This is a genomic window from Bradyrhizobium sp. B025, assembly GCF_042257955.1.
GTDB classification, from domain to species: domain Bacteria; phylum Pseudomonadota; class Alphaproteobacteria; order Rhizobiales; family Xanthobacteraceae; genus Bradyrhizobium; species Bradyrhizobium diazoefficiens.
Window position 1 is genome coordinate 3,954,791 of record NZ_CP170150.1, and the last position, 18,649, is coordinate 3,973,439.

Here is an 18,649-nt window from a genome sequence, read left to right on the forward strand (position 1 = left end):
TAGGGATTCGAACGCCTCCTCGAGGGACACCAAGAGGAGTTTTGACGTGGTACTTGAAGAGACGCTCCGCACCGCCCCAGGCTATGTGCGGACCCTGATCCAGCAGGAAGAATTGCCGCTGCTGCGCGACCATCTGCTGAGGCTCGATGCCGAAAGCCGGCATGATCGTTTCAACGGTTTTCTCGACGACAGCTTCATCGAGCGTTACGCCGCCCGCTGTGCCGAAGACGGCACCGTGATCGTCGCCTATATCGTCGACGGCGTGGTCCGCGGTGCGGCCGAGCTGCATCCGCCGGAGCACGATTCGCTGCCCGAAGTCGCCTTCAGCGTGGAGGCCTCCGCACGCCGCCAGGGCGTCGGCACCGTGCTGTTCCGCCGCCTGATCGCGGAAGCGCGCTGGAGAGGCTACAAGCGCCTGCGCATCACCACCGGCGCGGAGAATCACGCGATGCGGGCGCTCGCCAGGAAGTTCGGCGCCCATCTCGCCTTCCACCATGGCGAATCGACCGGCACGATCGATCTCGCCAAGACGCCGGAAGCCGAGCTGGCCGACCTCGCGGCCGCGCCGTTCACGGCCGGGCGCGCGCTTCTCAGCTTCAACTCGACCTGCTGGAAGATCATCTCCAGCATGTACGGCAATCGCGCCGCCTGAATCAAAAAGCGGACCGGCAAAACCGGTCCGCTCTTGTATTGGGGAGCGTGGATGAGGCGCTCAGGTGCCGGTGCGTGTACCGGTGCCGAAGCGGCGGACGACGCGGCGCTCGACCACCACCGAGCGCTGTGCGCCCTGTTCGCCGGCGATCACGCGCGTGGCGGTGATGCGGCTGTTGGTGCGGGCCTGCTTCTTCACCTCGGCCTGGACGACATCGAGCGGCATCCCCATCAGAGCTGCGGCGATCTCGGCCTGCTGCTCCTGGTCGTCGGTGATGCCGACGGCGGCGAAGATCGCCTCGTCCAGGGTGGGCGGATCGTGACGCACGCGCCGCGTGCCGTACTTGGTATTCCAGTCTGCGCTCATGGGGGCCTCGTTTCGATCCGGGATACCTAGTGCCGCCTATGTTGCATTGCAATATGAATTTGGTGTGGCAGCTCAGCTATTCACGGCTTGCATCGATCCCGTGTCAGGACGGTGACGGAGCACCGGCGTCGATCTCGATCCGTTGCTGCGGCCAGCGCTTCAGCGCGGAGTGTCCGGCGGCGGTCAGCCCGTAGATTCCCCGCTCGGTGCGTTCGAACCAGCCATACACATTGTTAAGCAAGATCTTGCCGGCATCCGGACAGCGCTCGCGCAGCTCGCCCACGCGCCGTGGGCCGTCGGCGAGCGCCGCGGCGCAGGCCAGTGCCTGCTGCCGATAGGCGGTCATGATCGGCGCGCGGGTGCTGCCGCCGAGCGCCGGATCGCCCTGGCGGCGCTGATGCTCGGCAACGAGGCGCGAGCGCTTCTTCGGCTCGCGTCGCGGCGCCGCGGTCGGCGGCTTCACCAGCACCTCGACCTGGCCGCGGTCGGTGACCCCCAGCATACCGAAGCCGAGGCGGCGGCAGAGATTGCGATAGCGCGAGTCGCTCTCGCGGCCCTTGCCGCGCACCGACATCTTTGCCGCAATCCAGACCTCGTCGCTGGCCGGCGCGCGGTCGACCGCCTGGAGGATCAGCTCGAGATTGAAGGCAAGCTTGAGCTCGCCGATCACCACCACCGGCGGGTCGCCGGCGCTGAGGCCGACCAGATCGCAGCCGCCGATCTCGCCCTTGACCGTGAAGCCGAGCTCTTCGAGGAAGCGTTTGACGGGCAGGTAGAGCGCGGTTTCCACAGGTGTTCCGATCGGAGAATCAATTGTGGACAGTCTAGAGCGTTCAGGGCTCCGATTGAATCAGAGCCGGCATTCATCAGACGACCGGATCGGACTTCGACTACACCCGCCCGCCCACCGGGATCAGCGCGCCGGTGACGCCGCTCGCGGCGTCGCTGGCGAGGAACAGGATGACCTCGGCAAGCTCCTGCGGCGTCACCCATTTGGTGAAGTCCGCCTTCGGCATGTCGGCGCGGTTGGCCGTGGTGTCGATGATCGACGGCAGCACCGCGTTCACCGTCACCTTGCCCTTCCACTCGCTGGCCAGCGCCTCGGTGAGGCGATGCACGCCGGCTTTCGACGCCGCATAGGGACCCATGCCATTGCCGGCCTGGAGCGCGCCCATGGCGCCGATGTTGATGATGCGTCCGGCGCTGGATGCGGCGAGATGCGGCAGCGCCGCGCGCGAGGCGTTGAGCGCGGTCAGCACGTTGAGTGCATACATGCGCTGCCACGTCTTGGTGTCGCCGTCGCCGACGGTCTCGAAGGCAAAGCCGCCGGCGATGTTGATCAGCGCATCGAGCCGGCCAAAGTGCTTCGCGGCCGCATCAACCGCGGTCTTCGCCTGCGCCGCGTCGGACAGATCGACGCCGCCGATCTCGATGCGCTCGGGCGTCGCTGGTACTTGCGAGGGCGCGTAATCGATGCCGGCGATCCGTGCGCCGCGAGACTGCGCGATCTCCGCAACTACTTTACCGAGAGCGCCGAGCGCGCCGGTGACGATCAGAACCTTGCCTTGCATTGTCGTTCTCCCGGCGCGGCCGCCTACGATTGCAGATAGCGCGCCTTCAGTGCGGTCCGCTCTGCTGTGCCGAGCTTGAGCCCGTCGCGCAAGTAGGTTTCGAGGTCGCCATAGTCGCTGCCGACGGCTTCGAAGGCTGCCGCAAGGTACGAGGCCTCGACGGAGCCGATCGCGTCGAGCACGTCGGCGGGAAGATCGGAGGCGTTTGACGCATCGCGCCGGTAGTGCCGGTTGGTCAGGAGGTAGTCCTCGGCAATGACGCCGTCGGCAACGCCGAGCGCATGCAGGATCAGCGCGCTGGCAAAGCCGGTGCGGTCCTTGCCGGCGGTGCAGTGGATCACGAGCGGGGCGCGGTCTTCCAGCAGATGGCCGAACAGCGCGCGAAAGCTGTGCGTGTTGTAGCGGACATAGTTGCGATAGGACTCGCGCATCAGCTCCAGCGCGACCGGCGCGGTCAATGTGCCCCGGGCGAGCTCGGCGCGCAGCGCGGCAACAACCGTCGGCTCGATCGGCAGCGAGTGCACGGTGATCTCGTTCACGACGCAGACACCGGCCGCGCGCTCCTCCAGCCCGCGAAAGTCGAACGCGCTCCTGACGCCGAGCGCGCGGACGATTTCGATGTCATCGGCGGTGAGCTGACCGAGATGGTTGGAGCGGAAGATGTGCCGCCAGCGCGTGGTGCGGCCATCGATGGTCGGATAGCCACCAAGATCGCGGAAATTGCTGGCGCCTTGCAAGGCGAGGTGGCGGGCAGGGGGCTCTGACATCGGATATGCTTTTGTTATGTTGCCGGCGGATCATTACAGGGGGCGATCATGAACCGGCACAAGGCCATTGTCTTGGCGATCACCATGCTGGCGAGCGGAATCTTCGGCATGCGGCTGGCCGGTGCACAGACGTTCCAGACCTACCGCTGCGCCGATGGTACGCAGTTCATCGTCGGGTTTTATGACGCGGACAAGCGCGCCTTCCTCCAGATCGACGGCGAACCCGTCACGCTCGCCAAGCGGCTGACGGTCTCGGGCGCACGCTATTCGGGGGCGGGGGTCACGCTGAGGATAGGCGAGACGGGAGCGACCACCGTCAAGCATCTGAAGCGGCCGGTCACGGCCTGCGCAATGGTCGAAAAGCCCGGGCTCTAGCCGCGCTGCCATCAAGAATCAAAAAGGGTCGAAACCTCATTGTTTCGACCCTCTTCAAACTGCTGCCGGTCGCTCCAGGGAGCGTCGCGGGATTGAACCAAACGCAGGCATTAGCGATCCCATTTCGGCTTGGCTTCGTCGACGGCCTCCTGGTGGTACCAGCTTCCGCTGCAGATCGTCTCGTTCACAGGAAGCGAGAGACGGTCGGCAGGAAGGCGGGCCTCACCGTAGCGGCGACCTCCGAGAGCCGCGCGGCCCCCGGCGGGGAATTGATAGATCTTTGCAGATCCCTCACTCAGACCATTGTTCATCATTGCGGTATCTCCTCGGGTCGAAGCGCTTGGCCTCCATGGTGCGCCCGACTCGTTCGATTGTGGTTACTGGAATCCCCATATCGGCCGCGCGCCCCGAAATGCAAAGTGCTGAAAAGGAAATCAGTTTCAGCTTATTTTCTAGGCAGCGTGCATTCTGCATCCTCCAAGGCACCAGCTTGGTGACTAACGCTTGGGCCATTGCGAAGGTTGCCGGCGATGGGGCGAAGACTTTGCGAAAATTGCCGGACGTTGATGCGCGTTTCATCGGCAACCTCCGGCACCGGCCGGCCTGCTCCAGAATCAGGCGTTTTCCGCGGGATTTTTGCAGTGCAGCTTCACGCAAAGGTGCGCCGCTATGACGCACGCCGCCGGGGACGGCCGGCCGCTCGCGGGGAGGGGGCGGCCGCGGTGGAAAACCTCCCGCAATGCGGCCTTTTGGCACGCAAAATGCTTGTAAACGGTCGGCCGATGGTGGCCGGGTACAAACGTGGGGGGCCCCCGGGCCCCCAACCTTTCGCATCATCTACAGAGAGGCTCAATGACCAAGTATAAGCTCGAGTACATCTGGCTCGACGGATATACGCCGACTCCGAACTTGCGCGGCAAAACTCAGATCAAGGAATTCGCGTCGTTCCCGACGCTCGAGCAGCTTCCGCTCTGGGGCTTCGATGGCTCCTCCACCCAGCAGGCCGAAGGCCACAGCTCTGATTGCGTGCTGAAGCCGGTCGCCGTCTTCCCGGACGCCGCGCGCACCAACGGCGTGCTCGTGATGTGCGAAGTCATGATGCCCGATGGCAAGACCCCGCACGCCTCCAACAAGCGCGCCACCATTCTCGACGACGCCGGCGCCTGGTTCGGCTTCGAGCAGGAATACTTCTTCTACAAGGACGGCCGTCCGCTCGGCTTCCCGACCTCCGGTTATCCGGCGCCGCAGGGCCCGTACTACACCGGCGTCGGCTTCTCGAACGTCGGCGACGTCGCCCGCAAGATCGTCGAAGAGCATCTCGACCTCTGCCTCGCGGCCGGCATCAACCATGAAGGCATCAACGCGGAAGTCGCGAAGGGCCAGTGGGAATTCCAGATCTTCGGCAAGGGCTCCAAGAAGGCCGCTGACGAAATGTGGATGGCCCGCTACCTGATGCTGCGCCTGACCGAGAAGTACGGCATCGACATCGAGTTCCACTGCAAGCCGCTCGGCGACACCGACTGGAACGGCTCCGGCATGCACGCCAACTTCTCGACCGAGTACATGCGCACGGTCGGCGGCAAGGAGTACTTCGAGGCGCTGATGGCTGCCTTCGACAAGAACCTGATGGACCACATCGCCGTCTACGGCCCGGACAACGACAAGCGTCTGACCGGCAAGCACGAGACCGCGCCGTGGAACAAGTTCAGCTACGGCATTGCCGACCGCGGCGCTTCGATCCGCGTGCCGCACTCCTTCGTCAACAACGGCTACAAGGGCTATCTGGAAGACCGTCGCCCGAATTCGCAGGGCGACCCATACCAGATCGCTTCGCAGATCCTGAAGACGATCTCGTCCGTGCCGACCGAGAAGAAGGCTGTCGCCTAAGATCCTCCCGGCCCGGGCGAGGGGGCTGGCCCGGGTTGGCATTCAATCCGCCGGAGCTGAAAGGCTCCGGCGGATTTTTTGCGTTTTGTTGACGGCCGTTCCTGTGGTCTGCCGGCGGTGATGGCGCGAATTTTGTCCATCGCCATCGAAAGCGGGATAGACTGTGCCTGGATGTGCGCAGGGCCGGGGACGGCTGGTGTTTGAGGGTTTCTACAAGGTGCGGTTTCAGCTCGGCGACGCCGTTGGCCGGAGCGTGATGCATGCCGGTAATGGCAAGATGCTCGGCGGCAATTCGGCCTTCGCCCATATCGGCACCTACGAGAAGACCGATGACGGCGTCGACATCGTCATCAAGACCGTCCGCCACAACCCCGATCCGAACTACCGCGCCATGGCCGGCACCGATGACGCGACCCTGCTGGCGAAAGGTCGGGCCGACGGCGATCTCTATCGCTTCAAGGGCGAGCTGAAGGAGCTGCCGGGCGTGCCGTTCCAGTCGGTGATGACGCCGATCACGGAGGACGAGATGCCGATCGCCGGCGGCGTCGGCGAGGGCGGCATCGCCGATGGCCTCTATTCGATCCACCTGCGCATGCTCGACGGCGTCGACGGCGGCCTCACCGGCGTGATGCTGCTCAACCACGGCCGCATTCTCGGCGGCGATGCCTCGTTCTACTATCTCGGCAGCTACACCGCCGCGAACGGCCGCTGGAAGGGCCAGATCCTCAATCAGGAGCACACGCCGGCCAAGGACGATCCGATCTTCGGCGGCCACGAGGTCGGCATCGGCTTCTCCGGCAGCTACGACGCGGAGCAGGCGGTGCTGGAGGCAACCGCGCTTGCCGGCAAGCGCAGCCTGCGCCTGACCGCAGCGCTCAAGCTGATGCACCGCGCCTGATCTCATCCGGGAAGACACATGGAAAAGACCATCCGCACGCTTTCGACGCTCGGCCTGATGGGCGCGATGCGCAGCCTGTCCACCGCCTTCGAGACCGCTAGCGGCATCCACGTCGATTCCGACTTCGCGCCGACCCTGGCGCTGCTCAAGCGGCTGCGCGACGGCGAGGCCGCCGATCTCGTCATCCTCACGCGCGAGGGGCTCGACGAGATGATCGGCGAGGGCCGCGTCGTCGCGGAGAGCGCGGCCGATCTCGCGCGCTCCTTCGTCGGCATTGCCGTGCGGGCAGGGCAGGCGCATCCCGACATTGCCACCGAAGCTGGGCTGCGCAAGACGCTGCTTGCGGCGCGGTCCGTCGCCTATTCGCGGCTGGGCGCCAGCGGCGTCTACTTCGCCCAGCTGATCGTCCGGATGGGGATCGCGGCCGAGATCAACGCCAAAGCCACCATCGTCGAACAGGGCTTTACCGCCGAGCGGCTCGTCAACGGCGAGGCGGACCTCGCCGTGCAGCAGATCAGCGAGCTGAAACAGGTCGACGGCATCGAGGTCGTCGGCCCGGTCCCGCACGATTTGCAGACACCGGCCGTGTTCTCCGCCGGCCGCATGGCGAACGCGAAACAGGCCGACGCCGCGGACCGGTTGCTGCGCTACCTGGCTTCACCGGAGGTCGTGTCCGTTCTCCGTCAATCAGGACTCGAGCCTTGAATTTGCCGGGCCGGGAACGCAACGTGGTGCCCATGCGGACCTATCTTCTTGCCATTCTCCTTGCGCTTGCCGCGCCCCTCGCGGCGCATGCGCAATCCGCCGACCTCGTCCTGTGCGACCGGGTTGCGGCCGATCCCAGCGATCCCGACAAGCCGGCCGACGTGAAGGGCGTGGCGGAGGTCGCTGCCTCCGACGTCGCGACCGCCATCAAATTCTGCAGGCAGGCCGCGCCATCCTCGCGGCGCGCGATGTTCGAGCTCGGCCGCGCCTATGCCGCCGGCCGTCAGATGGCGGAGGCGATCGCCGCCTGGCGCAAGGCGGCCGACAAGGGATCGAGCGCGGCCATGGTCGAGCTCGGTGTGCTCTACGGCACGGGATCAGGAGTCGCGAAAGATGAGGCGCAGGCGCGAAAGCTGTTCGAGAAGGCGGCGCAGGCCGGCAATCCCCGCGGCGTCAGCAATCTTGCCGCGCTCGGCGGCGCCGGTGGTGCCGCGCCGGCCGATCCCGCGCAGGCCCGCGCGCTGCTGGGCAAGGCTGCCGAGACCAACGCGGAGGCGCAGTATCAGCTCGGCCTGATGCTCTCCGAGGGCACGGGCGGTGCGAAGGACGACGTCGCGGCGCGCGCGCTGTTCGAGAAGGCGGCCGCGCAAAACCATCCCGGTGCGCTGGAGCGGATGGGCGCCTTCGCGCAGGAAGGCCGCGGCGGGCCGAAGGACAAGGATGCCGCAAAAGCCTATTACGAGCGTGCTGCCGCGCTCGGCGACGAGGACGCCAAGGCTGCGCTGGAGCGGCTGCGCTGCCCCTACGCGATCAAGGACAAGCAGGGCAAGCTCGTCACCACGCTGTGCTTCTGATCAAACAGCAAGTTTGATTGAACTCGGTGGTGGCCGAGAAGCTCGTCCACTTCTCCCCGTCGGGGAGAGTTGGAGGCTCTCGCTGTGCCGCTTCAGCTCACTTGTAGTAGTAGGCGAGATTGTTGCGGGCGTCGCGATAGGTCGTCTCGAGAAAATCGGGATATTCCGCGGCGGCCTGCGCCACGGCGCGTACGACGCAGTTCCAGAAATCACCGTCCCATTTGAAATGCGCTTCAGTCGCGCCCTCGAATTTGACGGCGGTGATGATGGCCCGCCTGATCGCGGCGTCATCGGCGCGCGGATGGGCTCGCTTCACATAGCCGAACATCGTCCCCTCATGGGCATGGTCGCGGTCGTAACGATATTTCTCGGCCATCTGCTGCGGCGTGAGGGTGCGATTGATGCGGACCTGTTCGGCGGTCGGGCGCCCCTCGATCGAATCCAGTCGGTAGCGCCAGCGCCAGAGTTCGAACGCGGCATCGAGCAGCGGTTGCTTCGCCGCGCTGGCGATGAAGGCCTCGATCTGCTCTTCGGCGGATGGTTCGGTCCGGTTCATGCCCCTTTGTCGTGCGCGTGCGCCGACGGGTTCGACGCCGCCCTTGATCGAGCGCAAGGCTCCCGGGCACCGCGCCAGCGTACACTTGCTTCTCACGGGAAATGGAGACCTGCGATGAGGCTTCGGGGGTGGATGCTGGCGCTGGCCGGCTTGGGCGCGCTAACCGCCGTGGCAACGGCGCAGGACCTCAAATCGCCATCCTCGGACCAGTATGTGCCGCGCCTCGGCGACATCATGGGCGCCGCGCAGGCGCGTCACCAGAAACTCTGGCTGGCCGGCAAGGCCCAGAACTGGGAGCTCGCGGCCTATGAGCTGCGCCAGCTCAAGGCCAGCCTGGTCGAGGCCGCCGTATTCTATTCAGGCATTCCCGTCGGTAATGTCACGACCTTGGAGCCATCGCTGCAATCGATGTCCGACGCGCTCACGGCGAAGGACGGCCGCAAATTCGCAAAGGCCTTTGGCGATTTGACCGAGGGCTGCAACACCTGCCACCGGTCGATGAAGCGCAACTTCGTCGTCATGAAGGTTCCTTCCGACCAGGCGCCATTCGCCAATCAGCAGTTTGCGCCGCCATCCAAGCCGTGACGGAACGGATTTCGCGCGCAGCGGGTTGAATCCGAAAACCCGACAGGAGGCGTGATCATGATCCGCAAACTGGCATCCGGCGAGTATCGCCTTTACTCACGCAAGGTGAATCCGAAGACCGGCAAGCGTCGCAACCTCGGCACCTTCAAGAGCCGCGCGGCGGCCGAGAAGCACGAGCGCGAGGTGCAATATTTCAAGCGTCACTAGCGCGGGGCGAGGCGGCCGGGACCACGCAGAACAAAAAAGTCGAAAAACAACCCCATGCACAGTAGCCGGGGCACTGAAATCGCAACGAAATCACGGATTGCGGATTTGGCGAATCTCGGTTGACCCGTCGGGCAAAACAGGGGCATGATGGCATCATGCAGCGAGGGGTCCGGCGAGCGGCCCTGCGCGCAAAAGCCGGATGGCCTTGGCGCGGCGGCGGTGCTAGGTAGCCTCGATTCCTTTCCGATTTTGCGGGTTCATTGCGTTGCTGGACGGACTCTACAAGGTTGAATACGGCGTCAACGATGCGTTCGGCCGCAGCATCATGTGCCTGCACGACGGCAAGATGCTGGGCGGCAATTCGGGCTTCGCGCATCTTGGCACCTATGTCGAGCGCGACGGCGAGATCATCGCCGAGGTCATCACCGAGCGGCATAATCTGGATCCGAACTACAAGCCGCTGATGGGCGCCGACGTCGCCTCGATCGGGGCACGCGGGAGGCTGCACGGCAACCAGATCCGTCTGGAGGGCGGCGCGGACACCATGCCGGGCGCAAAATTCTGGGCCAATCTCACCCGGCTCGACGACGAGGCGGTGCCTCCGAGCGGCGCGGTCGGCCCTGGCGGCATCGTCAACGGGCTCTATGGGATGAGCCTGCGCGCGCTTGACGGTGTCGATGCCGGACTCTCCGGCGTGATGCTGCTGATCGACGGCCGCATCCTCGGCGGCGATGCGTTCTTCTACTATCTCGGCTCCTATTCATCGGCCGACGGCCGCTGGAAGGGTGAGATGCTCAACCAGGAGCACACGCCGGCGAAAGGCGAAAATCCGGTGTTCGGCGGCTATGAGGTCGGGATTGGCTTCTCCGGGACTTGCACGGCGGATAGCGGCGAGCTCGAAGGCATCGCGCTCGCCGGCAAGCGCAGCCTGCGCCTTGCGGCCTCGCTCAAGCTGATGCGGCGGGCCTAGGGCGTGTCCTCATAAATTCGTCGCGTCCGCTTTGCTGTTGGAAGGCGACGTTGAATCCGATACGTCTGGACGTCGGCCGTGGGCCAACAGGCGACATCACGCCCTTCGTCGATCACAAGGGCATGCGTCGCGCATCAAGTTCGTTATGGGTCAACTCAGGCTCATCCGCCTCGCGCGTCGCGTACCGCCTGCGCGACTTTCGTCGCCTGCGACACTCGTCCGATCTTTGCGCCTGCAATGGTCTTTCTTCGGCGTGTGCTTGCCTTCGGCACCATGCCTTCGTTCGCGGTGGCTCCGGCTGGGGGATAAATCGTGAAGTTCGCCGCTCGATGCAGCGCGAGAGCCTTTCGAGCCGCTTCGACATGCGCGGTCCGAGCTGCCAGGTTGTGAAGACGCCGAAGCTCGTTGTTCAACCGCTTCAGCGCCGCGGCGAAGACTTGCTTGCGTTCTGATGCATGCTCGGCGGTTCCTGGAAAGCTGGCTCCGCGAGCCTCGGCTTTTCCGCGCGCCTGTCGCTGCCTTTGTCGGCCGAGCGTTCGCTCCTTATTGCGCATCTTGCGCAAGCGGGGTCGCATGGCCTCAAGCTCAGCGATTTCGACGTCATAGATGGCAGGATGGTGCGTGAGGCGGATCGTCTCATATTCTTCGTGGCTGAGGAGGCTGCGTTCGAACTTGCAGGGGACCGACATTCTCATCCCTCCATTTGATTCCTTGAAATTCAGGCAGAACGGGACTCATCCAGGTCGACGATTTTCTCAATAATCAAGCCGCACCCACCAACAATTATCGGCCCGGTGCGCCCGCGGCGCTCAACTACTGTCTGCCCTGCCGCGAGCGTCCGAATGCATGGCGCGGATTGACCCCGCAGGACGCATGTGTGCCGGAGGCAGCCGTCCTGCACTGCTGGAGAGTCGAGAACTGGCAGTTGCCGGGATGGCCCCAGCGGCGGCCTTGTAGGCAGTAGCGATCTGCGACCGCGGGCGAGAGTGATCCGACTGTGACCAAGATCAAAATGGTGGAGACCGCAGCAAACAGAATACGGCACATCGGAGTCCTCCTGTACTCGTTGGGTGAGTGCTCACCTGTGCTCCACTGGGTTGGAAAGGCACCGGGACCAAGGTCGACTGTAGCTTCAGCGTTCCGGATGATCATCCGATCAAACCCGTAGAGTTCGCAGTGAATTTCCCGAGATCCTGCGTCGGTGCGGAGTTTTCATGCCGGAGGGCCGGTTGGGGTCAAAAGCGCCGTTTGGAAGGTCGGCCAGTTGCTTTCTCTCTACCCCGATAAGCGAACAATTTCGGCGCTAGCTGCGGAGGTCTGCTATTTGATCACCTCGTCGGCGCTTGCACTCGACATCTGCGTCGCAGGGGAATGAAAGCAGCCCGCTCCGCATTGGGGCGAAGCCGGACATCAACCGGCGGACATTCAATTGTGCTCAATTTGCCCGCCAACTCGCTGAGCCGAGAGTAGCCTCAAGAGAGGCTTCAATGATCCTTCCCGTAAGGGATGCCTGCCAGATCACGAACAGGGCATCGCGGCGGGACTAAAATGCCTCGCGCTGACCATGATTTCGAGCGTATATTTGCCAAATCTGGGCGATGGCAGGGCAGTTGCAGTGACGGCTCAGTCCCACAAGACCGCAGAAGAGGAGTACGAGGAGCAAGTTCGCATCCTCGTCCGTATCGTTTCATGCTGCACATTGGGGCTTTTCGCTTTCGCTGCGGGCCTGCTGATTGGGACCTTTCTGTTCTCGTGATCGAAGATGAATGACCGGCCTCCGGGCGCGGTTCTGTTTGGCTTGGGCTTCACGAAAGTTACAAGTCTCGCTATGCCATGGATTTCGCATGATCACGTGCATGCCGTTGGACGACAACGGCTTGATCCATGTCGTCAAGTGTCAGCTATCGCAACATGCATCCTTCGAAGGGGCGACATTGCCGGGCTGCAATATCCTAACTCAGCCTCAATGTCCTTGAGGGTAAAAAAGCCGACATCGGGCCAACGGCCGTAGTACGTCGGCTATGGGTCTTGGTTGTGTGGAAACGGATAATTCGGAAGCGACCGTAGTTGGCAATAGGTGCAGGCCGCCGATGTTTTGCCGTCGGATCGTCTAACAGGCGGCCAAGATCGTTATAGCGCCGTGCTTTGCCGCTTTTGGACGCCCTTATCCGTCCCTTAGGTTGCGCGGATAGCTGCAATCAGGCTCGGTCTGCCGACGATGTTCATCACCCGGGTGAGGTTATAGGCGAGGACATGCAACGCCATCTCGGCGGCCACGTTCCGTAGGCGCTTCATCAGGAAATGGGTCGCGCCCATGCGGGCCTTGATCGTGCCGAAGGGATGCTCGACCGTCTCGCGCCGCGTCCGCATGGCGTCAGGATTGGAATCGAGCCGTCTCTGGACCCCCTCGACCACGTGCTCATGCTCCCAGCGCGTGATGCGGCGCTCCTTGGACGGCGTACATTGGCTCTTGATCGCGCAGCCTTGGCACGCCGCTGTCGACCAGTAACGGCGCAGCGTCATTCCATGCTCGATGTTGGTGTAGTGATAGGGCAGCAGCTGGCCGGATGGGCAGCGGTAGACGTCCTCATCAGACAGGTAGGCGAAGTCCTGTTTGCCGAACCGGCCCTCCGCCTTGGCGTTCGACGTCATGGGCTTGGGCAAGGTGACGGCAATGCCAGCCTCTTCGCAGGCTAGTATCTCCTCTCCGTCGAAGTAGCCACGGTCGGCGACCGCCTCGAGCTTGTCCACTTCGAGCACTTCTTTGGCTTGCTTCGACATCCGGGCAAGCTGCCCACGGTCGTTGCCGACGTTTATAACCTCGTGCGTAACAATCAGATGGTGTTCGGTGTCCACCGCGACCTGGACATTGTAGCCGACGACACCCGATCCGCGTCCGCTGGTGGCCATCGAACGGGCATCCGGATCGGTGAGCGATATCTGTTGATCCGGCGTGTTGCGCATCTGCGCATCGAGCACCTCCAGGCGGCTCATCTCCTGCTTCAGCCGCGCGATCTTTTCCTTGATCCTCGTCGTCTTGATGCTGATCGCTTCCGATGGCTCCTGCCGATCGGCGCTATCGAGTTGACGCAGATATCGACCGACGCTTTCCTCGATCTGCGCCATCCGCCTCGCCATCTTGGCATGCGTGAAGTTGCGGTCGCGGTTGTTCACCGCCTTGAACTTGCTACCATCGATTGCGACGCTTCGGGTCTGCAACAGGCCCATTTGCCGGCATAGTGCAATGAACTTCGCACAAACCTTCCGGATCGCCGCACCATTGTCCTTCCGGAAATCGGCGATCGTCTTATGATCGGGAGCCAGGCGGCCGATCAGCCACATCACCTCGATATTGCGGCACGCCTCACGTTCCAGGCGGCGACTGGACTGCACCCGATTGAGATAACCGTAGATGTAAAGCTTCAGAAGGACTGCCGGATGATAGGAGGGCCGGCCCGTCTCCTTGGCGATCGCACGCACAAACCCCATTCCATGCAGGTCGAGCGCCTCGACGAACACATCGATCACATGGACCGCGTTGTCCTCGCTTACCCAATCCTCCAGACATTCCGGCAAGAGCGTCAGCTGGGATCTGTCCGCGCCTTCAACGAAGCGTCCCATCCGTATCCCCCATCAGGAAACGGAGGAATCGTAGCCGACTCGTGGCTTTTTACACAGCCAGGGTCATGAGCCGGCGATGATGACCAAGCGGGGCGACGTCCGCTTTATCTTCGGAAGCCGACGGTCATGAGTACTCGCCCTAGCGCCTCGTCACGGAGCCTGACACGCCGCCCCGGTCTTCACCCAGGCATCGACCAGCGCGCCGGCAAGCGCAGCCTGCGGCTGGCGGCCTCGTTCAAGCTGATGCGAAGGGCGTAGGGCGGGTACTCATAAATTCGTCGCGTCTGCTTTGCTGTTGGAAGGCGACGTTGTCGGCGATGGGCCACTTGCAGACATGGCGACGGCGCGCGTGCTCGAGGTCAATCGGATACGTGTACTTCCGAATTGCCCGATTGCGCGTAGCCTCCGTCGGCGCGTCGAGAGGCTCGGTAGCGGCCTGGCGAATGTCCGTGATGCCGGTGAAACAGCTTCGAAAACGCCGCCGCTGTCTCGTAACCAACCCGGCTGGCAATCCGCGCGATGGGCTCATCGCTTGTTTCGAGCAGAAACGCCGCCTCCGCCATTCGGCGTTCGATCACATAACGGTGCATGGACTGGCCGACGAGCCTGGTAAAGCGCGCCGAAAATGCCGAGCGGCCGAGCCCGACGCGACGGCCAAGGTCGCTCAGCGTCCAGAGCTGCTCCGGACTTTCGTGAATTAGCTTCAGCGCCGGTCCGATATGGGGATCAGAAATGGCCCCGATCCAGCCGCCTTGTCCGGGACTGAGAGACGCGATCCAGCTTCGCAGCACCTCGACAAAGAGCACTTCCGTCAGTCGTGAAAGCGCGACGCCTTGGCCAGGACGCTCGAGCACGGACTCGCTCATCATGCGGCGCAGGATTGCTTCAAGCCAACCACGGTCCGCCGTCGGCTTCAGCAAGAGCACGGGTGGAAGCAACTCCAGCACGCTGCCAAACATCGGCCGCGACACCGTGAAATTGCCGCAGAGCATGGTCGAGAGCGGCTTTGCAGGGCTGCCGTGACGAAGGAATCCGAGGCGTGGCGACGACCGTTCGATATCCGCGATGCGCAAAGGCTCGGCCCGGCGATCCGAATAAAACACATGGGGCTCGCCGCGCGTGATCACGACAAAATCGCCCTCGGTCATCTGGATTTCTTCTCCCTGTTCGAGCGCGAGGGTCGCCGAACCCTGGCTGAGATAGTGAAACAGGGCGTAGGGGCGCGCCGGCAACTCAAGATGCCAGGGATGGCCGAGCTCGAAGTGGAAGAGCAACGTCCCGCCGAGACGAACCCGATCGAGCACCTGGGTGAGGATGTCCATGCGGTCCAGATTAGACCGGTGGACGATCGGACACAACATGCGGACGATTGGTCCCTATCGTCCGAAATGCCCGCGGAATAGATCATGCCGCAGCGGGCCGACGGTAGGTGCGGCAACCATTTCGCCGACGGCGGATGGAAGAACCGCGACCTTGCAGGAAACGCCTGTCCATCCCCCCGGACTGATTTCGTCCGACATGCCAACAGGAACATTCAATGCGAAATATCCTTCTCTCAGCCGCCACCGTACTCCTGGCCGGATCGACGTTGGTCGGCTCCGCCCAATCCGCCGAACTGCCCAAGGGAGCAGCGCACAACATCGTGCTCGTGCACGGCGCTTTCGTGGACCAGACGAGCTGGCAGCCGGTTGCCGATATTCTCACGAAGAAAGGCTACAACGTCACGCTCGTGGAAAATCCGCTCACCTCGCTCGTCGCTGACGTCGATGCCACCAAGCAGGCGCTGGCGAGACAGGATGGCAGGACCGTTCTGGTCGGCCACTCCTGGGGCGGCGTGGTGATCACGCAAGCCGGCAACGATCCCAAGGTTTCGGCGCTGGTCTATGTGTCCGCCTTCGCGCCGGAGGTCGGCGAATCCCTGGCGTCGCTGGCAAAGGCCGGCCCGCCGACCGAAGGCGGCAACGCGATCCATCCCGACGCGAAGGGCAATCTGTACATCGATCCCAAGATTTTTCCGTCGGCCGTCGCGGCTGACCTTCCTCCGGAGATCGCTGAGCACCTGGCCAACTCGCAGCTTCCGTTGAATCACGTTGCGTTCGAAGCCCCCGTCAGCATTGCGGCCTGGCACGACAAGCCGACGTTCGATGTCATCACCACGAAGGACAAAGTCATCGCGCCCGAGGCCCAGAAATTCTTCGCGACAAGGATGAAGGCTCAAACGACGGAAGTCGCCGGTAGCCATGCCTCGCTTGTCGTGCACGCGAAGGTGGTCGCTGAGGTGATCGAAAAGGCCGCGCTCGTGAAGTGACGGTACGACTCCCGGCGCAGTCGCGCCGGGAGCGCCCACGCTCGCAGAGCGCCTGCAAGGGCGACGGCGCGAGTCGGCCAAGCCGCAGGAGCGCCAGCGATATCCTGAAGGAAAGGTTTCGATCGCCGCGCTACCCGGCGCGTTCCGATGCGATCGAGCCACTTCATCCATGACAGTTGGTACGGAAGATAAGATGAAAATCCAAAAAGTCGAAGTTGAGCGCTTCAGCCTCACGAGTTCAAAGCCGTTCGACGCCGTCGTGGCTGCGCTCAAGTCGGCGATCGGTCAGCCTGACATTGTTGAATTTTTCAGGGCGACGAGGGCCACAGAATCCTTCCCGGATTTAAAGCGCATTGTACAGAGCGGCCTGGGTCGCACCGACCTTATGCTCTTCGCCGAGTTCGACTTGGGCGACATCTTGCGTCGGGAAAATGGATCCAGGACGCCGAGGATCATACGGCTTGTGGTCGGAAATCCACTCATCATGAAAGAAATGGTCAAGCACGTGCCCGACGCCGGATCTTACGCTCCGGTCACAGTGCTCATTGATGAGCGTGCCGACGGCGTGCACGTCTCTTATGATAAAATGGAGAGTTATCTGCGGCATTATGGCAGTTCGGAAGCCCTTGCCGTCGCCCAAAATCTCGATGCGAAAATCACCGCTTTGCTACGCGAATGTGCAGGCTGAAACGTTCTGATGACGTCTTTGGCTGATGGAAGTGAGTAATTCATACCAATCGCGGAACGCGACGAGGTCGCGCAAGCGGTCGCTGCCAGCGCGAAAGCCGCAGCTCATATCCGCAGGGCGGAAAGCCGGGCCACGAGGAAGTCGATGGCTGCGCGGACCCGCCGAGGCATCGCGCCGGCTCCTCGCGTGGGCCAGACAATCTGGAGCGGGATGGGCGGCGGCTCGTGGCCGACGAGGATTTGCTCGACGATCCCCTGATCGATGAGCCTGCGGACCTGCCAGAGCGGAGCGAGCCCGATGCCAAAGCCGGACGCGACGGCCGCATTGCGTGCCGCGGCGCTTTCCGACCGAAAGCGACCATGGACTTCGATACGCTTCTTGTTGCCTCCGAATGCCCACCTGTCGTCATCGCTCGCTCGCAACACGCATTCATGACGGGATAATTCTTGCGGATGCTCGGGACGCCCGTGGGCGGCGAGATAGGCCGGCGAGGCGAACACCGCCCAGCTCAGTCCACCGATCCGGCGAGTCCGCAAATTCGAGTCCGGCGGGTTGCCGATGCGAACGGCAAAATCGAGCTTCTCGGCGACGAGATCGACACGCTCGTCGGAGAGGACGAGCTCGAGGTCGATCTCCGGACTCCGCGCCAGGAACTGGCTCAGGACGGGCGTGACATATTCGGGGCCGAAAAGGCTCGAGGTGCCGATGCGGATGGTCCCGGCAAGCCGCCGGTCGCTGGCGAGCAGGTCCTCGCGCGCGGCGTCGATGGTCGTCAGTGCGAGGCGGATGCGGCCGGCGAATTCGAGGCCCGCGGGTGTGGGGTGCAGGCGCCGCGTCGTTCGCGATACGAGCTCCACGCCAAGATCGTCCTCGAGCCGCGCAAGCGAACGGCTCACCGACTGCAGCGATCTGCCGAGACGCGTTGCCGCGAACGTCAGGCTGCCTTCGTCAATGACGGCGAGGAACGTCGCATAATCCGCAAGCGAGGCCAGCGCTATTCTCCCGAAGAGTGAGATAATATGTCCGCATCTGCGGCTATTATCATCACAAGTGTCATGTGTTGGGAATGGGCTCCCGATCACCTGGAGCTTCCCATGACGAAACCTGATGCCTGCGTGGCAAACGTCCCCCTCGCGGCCCTGACGCCGCTCTATGGTGCCCCGATCACCCTTGATGAGGCGGCGCTGGTGGCCGATGCGGCGCGTGCCGAGGCGCAACGTCATGGCTGGCCCATGGTCATCGCCATTACCGACAGCGGCGGTCATCTCGTGCTGTTGTACCGTCTCGACCAGGCGCAGCACGGCAGCGTGCTCGTCGCGCAGCAGAAGGCGAAGACCGCCGTCGATTTCAGGCGGCCGACCGGCGCGTTCGAATCCGCGCTGGCGGACGGCGGCCTTCACTGGCGGCTGCTGGGCATGACCAACCTGACGCCTCTGGAGGGCGGCCTTCCGATCCTGCGCGACGGCAGGGTGATCGGAGCGATCGGCGTATCGGGCATGCAGTCAACCCAGGATGCGCAAGTCGCCGCGGCAGGTCTTGCGGCCGCGTCCCCGATTTCACCAGTGTCGTCAAGCGCCACGGCGACATGACGAACCATGAGGAGATGGGCCTGGTGCAGAGGGTCGGGCTCCACAAGCCC

The 18,649-nt window shown here is 63.5% G+C and carries 25 protein-coding genes; 13 read left to right on the forward strand and 12 right to left on the reverse strand.

Features of this window, described 5'->3' with window-relative positions; translation table 11 throughout:
* Positions 1 to 46 precede the first annotated feature (46 nt).
* A complete protein-coding gene (locus tag ACE10W_RS18130; protein WP_011086935.1) occupies positions 47 to 652 on the forward strand; it encodes a GNAT family N-acetyltransferase in 606 nt (201 codons plus the stop codon).
* A 60-nt stretch (positions 653 to 712) separates the two neighbouring features.
* Here ACE10W_RS18130 and ACE10W_RS18135 read toward each other — a convergent pair whose 3' ends face one another.
* From ACE10W_RS18135 to ACE10W_RS18150, 4 genes are all read right to left on the reverse strand, one after another.
* The gene (locus ACE10W_RS18135; protein WP_028171140.1) at positions 713 to 1,018 is read right to left on the reverse strand and encodes a hypothetical protein; all 306 of its coding nucleotides are present in this window, start codon (positions 1,016 to 1,018) and stop codon (positions 713 to 715) included.
* 103 nt (positions 1,019 to 1,121) lie between these two features.
* Positions 1,122 to 1,808 carry a DUF2161 domain-containing phosphodiesterase gene (locus ACE10W_RS18140; RefSeq protein WP_011086936.1) on the reverse strand — a complete coding sequence of 229 codons (687 nt, stop codon included), beginning with the start codon at positions 1,806 to 1,808 and terminating at the stop codon, positions 1,122 to 1,124.
* A gap of 100 nt (positions 1,809 to 1,908) precedes the next feature.
* Positions 1,909 to 2,589 carry an SDR family oxidoreductase gene (locus ACE10W_RS18145; RefSeq protein ID WP_011086937.1) on the reverse strand — a complete coding sequence of 227 codons (681 nt, stop codon included), beginning with the start codon at positions 2,587 to 2,589 and terminating at the stop codon, positions 1,909 to 1,911.
* A 23-nt stretch (positions 2,590 to 2,612) separates the two neighbouring features.
* Positions 2,613 to 3,356 carry a tyrosine-protein phosphatase gene (locus tag ACE10W_RS18150; protein ID WP_271557214.1) on the reverse strand — a complete coding sequence of 248 codons (744 nt, stop codon included), beginning with the start codon at positions 3,354 to 3,356 and terminating at the stop codon, positions 2,613 to 2,615.
* A 48-nt stretch (positions 3,357 to 3,404) separates the two neighbouring features.
* On the opposite strand from ACE10W_RS18150, the gene ACE10W_RS18155 reads away from it, so the two are divergent.
* Positions 3,405 to 3,731 carry an MliC family protein gene (locus tag ACE10W_RS18155; protein WP_271557215.1) on the forward strand — a complete coding sequence of 109 codons (327 nt, stop codon included), beginning with the start codon at positions 3,405 to 3,407 and terminating at the stop codon, positions 3,729 to 3,731.
* Positions 3,732 to 3,841: 110 nt separating this feature from the next.
* Here the strand turns inward: ACE10W_RS18155 and ACE10W_RS18160 are convergent, their stop codons facing one another.
* Entirely contained in the window at positions 3,842 to 4,045 is a 204-nt protein-coding gene (locus tag ACE10W_RS18160; RefSeq protein ID WP_011086940.1) for a DUF2735 domain-containing protein, read from the reverse strand.
* Complete coding sequence (locus tag ACE10W_RS18165; protein WP_162185834.1) at positions 4,023 to 4,310, reverse strand: hypothetical protein; 288 nt, start codon at positions 4,308 to 4,310, stop codon at positions 4,023 to 4,025. The genes ACE10W_RS18160 and ACE10W_RS18165 overlap by 23 nt, the downstream gene beginning before the upstream one ends.
* Before the next feature lie 273 nt (positions 4,311 to 4,583).
* On the opposite strand from ACE10W_RS18165, the gene ACE10W_RS18170 reads away from it, so the two are divergent.
* The 4 genes from ACE10W_RS18170 to ACE10W_RS18185 all read left to right on the forward strand — a co-directional run bounded on the left by ACE10W_RS18170 (position 4,584) and on the right by ACE10W_RS18185 (position 8,075).
* Positions 4,584 to 5,618: a glutamine synthetase beta-grasp domain-containing protein gene (locus tag ACE10W_RS18170; protein WP_271557216.1), complete on the forward strand. Its 1,035-nt coding sequence runs from the start codon at positions 4,584 to 4,586 to the stop codon at positions 5,616 to 5,618.
* Between the two features lie 196 nt (positions 5,619 to 5,814).
* Entirely contained in the window at positions 5,815 to 6,516 is a 702-nt protein-coding gene (locus tag ACE10W_RS18175) for a GrlR family regulatory protein (RefSeq protein ID WP_271557217.1), read from the forward strand.
* Between the two features lie 18 nt (positions 6,517 to 6,534).
* Complete coding sequence (locus ACE10W_RS18180) at positions 6,535 to 7,221, forward strand: substrate-binding domain-containing protein (protein ID WP_271557218.1); 687 nt, start codon at positions 6,535 to 6,537, stop codon at positions 7,219 to 7,221.
* 32 nt (positions 7,222 to 7,253) lie between these two features.
* The gene (locus ACE10W_RS18185; protein ID WP_161535132.1) at positions 7,254 to 8,075 is read left to right on the forward strand and encodes a tetratricopeptide repeat protein; all 822 of its coding nucleotides are present in this window, start codon (positions 7,254 to 7,256) and stop codon (positions 8,073 to 8,075) included.
* A 97-nt stretch (positions 8,076 to 8,172) separates the two neighbouring features.
* Here ACE10W_RS18185 and ACE10W_RS18190 read toward each other — a convergent pair whose 3' ends face one another.
* A complete protein-coding gene (locus ACE10W_RS18190; RefSeq protein ID WP_271557219.1) occupies positions 8,173 to 8,631 on the reverse strand; it encodes a hypothetical protein in 459 nt (152 codons plus the stop codon).
* Positions 8,632 to 8,745: 114 nt separating this feature from the next.
* Between ACE10W_RS18190 and ACE10W_RS18195 the strand changes: the two genes are divergently transcribed.
* From ACE10W_RS18195 to ACE10W_RS18205, 3 genes are all read left to right on the forward strand, one after another.
* Positions 8,746 to 9,216, forward strand: coding sequence for a hypothetical protein (locus ACE10W_RS18195; RefSeq protein ID WP_271557220.1), 471 nt, complete (start codon positions 8,746 to 8,748; stop codon positions 9,214 to 9,216).
* A 57-nt stretch (positions 9,217 to 9,273) separates the two neighbouring features.
* Positions 9,274 to 9,423, forward strand: coding sequence for a hypothetical protein (locus ACE10W_RS18200; protein WP_007609497.1), 150 nt, complete (start codon positions 9,274 to 9,276; stop codon positions 9,421 to 9,423).
* A 265-nt stretch (positions 9,424 to 9,688) separates the two neighbouring features.
* On the forward strand, positions 9,689 to 10,393 hold the full coding sequence (locus ACE10W_RS18205; protein ID WP_028171147.1) for a hypothetical protein: 705 nt from the start codon (positions 9,689 to 9,691) through the stop codon (positions 10,391 to 10,393).
* 161 nt (positions 10,394 to 10,554) lie between these two features.
* On the opposite strand, the gene ACE10W_RS18210 is transcribed toward ACE10W_RS18205, so the two are convergent.
* From ACE10W_RS18210 to ACE10W_RS18220, 3 genes are all read right to left on the reverse strand, one after another.
* Positions 10,555 to 11,082 (reverse strand): hypothetical protein, encoded by a 528-nt coding sequence (locus ACE10W_RS18210; protein WP_375762654.1) that lies wholly within the window; start codon positions 11,080 to 11,082, stop codon positions 10,555 to 10,557.
* 124 nt (positions 11,083 to 11,206) lie between these two features.
* Entirely contained in the window at positions 11,207 to 11,545 is a 339-nt protein-coding gene (locus ACE10W_RS18215) for a DUF3551 domain-containing protein (RefSeq protein WP_370140254.1), read from the reverse strand.
* Positions 11,546 to 12,568: 1,023 nt separating this feature from the next.
* Positions 12,569 to 14,014, reverse strand: coding sequence for an IS1182 family transposase (locus ACE10W_RS18220; RefSeq protein WP_082755932.1), 1,446 nt, complete (start codon positions 14,012 to 14,014; stop codon positions 12,569 to 12,571).
* A gap of 126 nt (positions 14,015 to 14,140) precedes the next feature.
* Between ACE10W_RS18220 and ACE10W_RS18225 the strand changes: the two genes are divergently transcribed.
* Positions 14,141 to 14,272, forward strand: coding sequence for a hypothetical protein (locus tag ACE10W_RS18225; protein WP_271557222.1), 132 nt, complete (start codon positions 14,141 to 14,143; stop codon positions 14,270 to 14,272).
* 101 nt (positions 14,273 to 14,373) lie between these two features.
* Here the strand turns inward: ACE10W_RS18225 and ACE10W_RS18230 are convergent, their stop codons facing one another.
* Positions 14,374 to 15,336: an AraC family transcriptional regulator gene (locus ACE10W_RS18230; protein ID WP_271557223.1), complete on the reverse strand. Its 963-nt coding sequence runs from the start codon at positions 15,334 to 15,336 to the stop codon at positions 14,374 to 14,376.
* Between the two features lie 215 nt (positions 15,337 to 15,551).
* On the opposite strand from ACE10W_RS18230, the gene ACE10W_RS18235 reads away from it, so the two are divergent.
* Entirely contained in the window at positions 15,552 to 16,322 is a 771-nt protein-coding gene (locus ACE10W_RS18235) for an alpha/beta hydrolase (RefSeq protein ID WP_271557224.1), read from the forward strand.
* A 193-nt stretch (positions 16,323 to 16,515) separates the two neighbouring features.
* Positions 16,516 to 17,010, forward strand: coding sequence for a DUF302 domain-containing protein (locus ACE10W_RS18240; RefSeq protein WP_028171152.1), 495 nt, complete (start codon positions 16,516 to 16,518; stop codon positions 17,008 to 17,010).
* 104 nt (positions 17,011 to 17,114) lie between these two features.
* On the opposite strand, the gene ACE10W_RS18245 is transcribed toward ACE10W_RS18240, so the two are convergent.
* A complete protein-coding gene (locus ACE10W_RS18245) occupies positions 17,115 to 18,233 on the reverse strand; it encodes a LysR family transcriptional regulator (RefSeq protein ID WP_375762655.1) in 1,119 nt (372 codons plus the stop codon).
* Between ACE10W_RS18245 and ACE10W_RS18250 the strand changes: the two genes are divergently transcribed.
* Positions 18,198 to 18,599 carry a heme-binding protein gene (locus tag ACE10W_RS18250; protein ID WP_231166706.1) on the forward strand — a complete coding sequence of 134 codons (402 nt, stop codon included), beginning with the start codon at positions 18,198 to 18,200 and terminating at the stop codon, positions 18,597 to 18,599. The two genes, ACE10W_RS18245 and ACE10W_RS18250, sit on opposite strands and share 36 nt — an antisense overlap.
* The last annotated feature ends 50 nt before the right edge of the window (positions 18,600 to 18,649 follow it).

Bases quoted from the DNA above. Each gene is read 5' to 3' on its own strand.
- ACE10W_RS18155 (WP_271557215.1), top strand. From the start codon at position 3,405: ATGAACCGGCACAAGGCCATTGTCTTGGCGATCACCATGCTGGCGAGC.
- ACE10W_RS18135 (WP_028171140.1), bottom strand. From the start codon at position 1,018: ATGAGCGCAGACTGGAATACCAAGTACGGCACGCGGCGCGTGCGTCAC.
- ACE10W_RS18150 (WP_271557214.1), bottom strand. From the start codon at position 3,356: ATGTCAGAGCCCCCTGCCCGCCACCTCGCCTTGCAAGGCGCCAGCAAT.
- ACE10W_RS18230 (WP_271557223.1), bottom strand. From the start codon at position 15,336: ATGGACATCCTCACCCAGGTGCTCGATCGGGTTCGTCTCGGCGGGACG.
- ACE10W_RS18220 (WP_082755932.1), bottom strand. From the start codon at position 14,014: ATGGGACGCTTCGTTGAAGGCGCGGACAGATCCCAGCTGACGCTCTTG.
- ACE10W_RS18165 (WP_162185834.1), bottom strand. From the start codon at position 4,310: ATGAAACGCGCATCAACGTCCGGCAATTTTCGCAAAGTCTTCGCCCCA.
- ACE10W_RS18170 (WP_271557216.1), top strand. From the start codon at position 4,584: ATGACCAAGTATAAGCTCGAGTACATCTGGCTCGACGGATATACGCCG.
- ACE10W_RS18215 (WP_370140254.1), bottom strand. From the start codon at position 11,545: ATGATCATCCGGAACGCTGAAGCTACAGTCGACCTTGGTCCCGGTGCC.
- ACE10W_RS18235 (WP_271557224.1), top strand. From the start codon at position 15,552: ATGCGAAATATCCTTCTCTCAGCCGCCACCGTACTCCTGGCCGGATCG.
- ACE10W_RS18225 (WP_271557222.1), top strand. From the start codon at position 14,141: ATGAGTACTCGCCCTAGCGCCTCGTCACGGAGCCTGACACGCCGCCCC.
- ACE10W_RS18145 (WP_011086937.1), bottom strand. From the start codon at position 2,589: ATGCAAGGCAAGGTTCTGATCGTCACCGGCGCGCTCGGCGCTCTCGGT.
- ACE10W_RS18210 (WP_375762654.1), bottom strand. From the start codon at position 11,082: ATGTCGGTCCCCTGCAAGTTCGAACGCAGCCTCCTCAGCCACGAAGAA.
- ACE10W_RS18185 (WP_161535132.1), top strand. From the start codon at position 7,254: ATGCGGACCTATCTTCTTGCCATTCTCCTTGCGCTTGCCGCGCCCCTC.
- ACE10W_RS18200 (WP_007609497.1), top strand. From the start codon at position 9,274: ATGATCCGCAAACTGGCATCCGGCGAGTATCGCCTTTACTCACGCAAG.
- ACE10W_RS18190 (WP_271557219.1), bottom strand. From the start codon at position 8,631: ATGAACCGGACCGAACCATCCGCCGAAGAGCAGATCGAGGCCTTCATC.
- ACE10W_RS18195 (WP_271557220.1), top strand. From the start codon at position 8,746: ATGAGGCTTCGGGGGTGGATGCTGGCGCTGGCCGGCTTGGGCGCGCTA.
- ACE10W_RS18245 (WP_375762655.1), bottom strand. From the start codon at position 18,233: ATGACGTTGCGCCTCGGCACGCGCCGCATCGGCCACCAGCGCCGCCTC.
- ACE10W_RS18180 (WP_271557218.1), top strand. From the start codon at position 6,535: ATGGAAAAGACCATCCGCACGCTTTCGACGCTCGGCCTGATGGGCGCG.
- ACE10W_RS18240 (WP_028171152.1), top strand. From the start codon at position 16,516: ATGAAAATCCAAAAAGTCGAAGTTGAGCGCTTCAGCCTCACGAGTTCA.
- ACE10W_RS18160 (WP_011086940.1), bottom strand. From the start codon at position 4,045: ATGATGAACAATGGTCTGAGTGAGGGATCTGCAAAGATCTATCAATTC.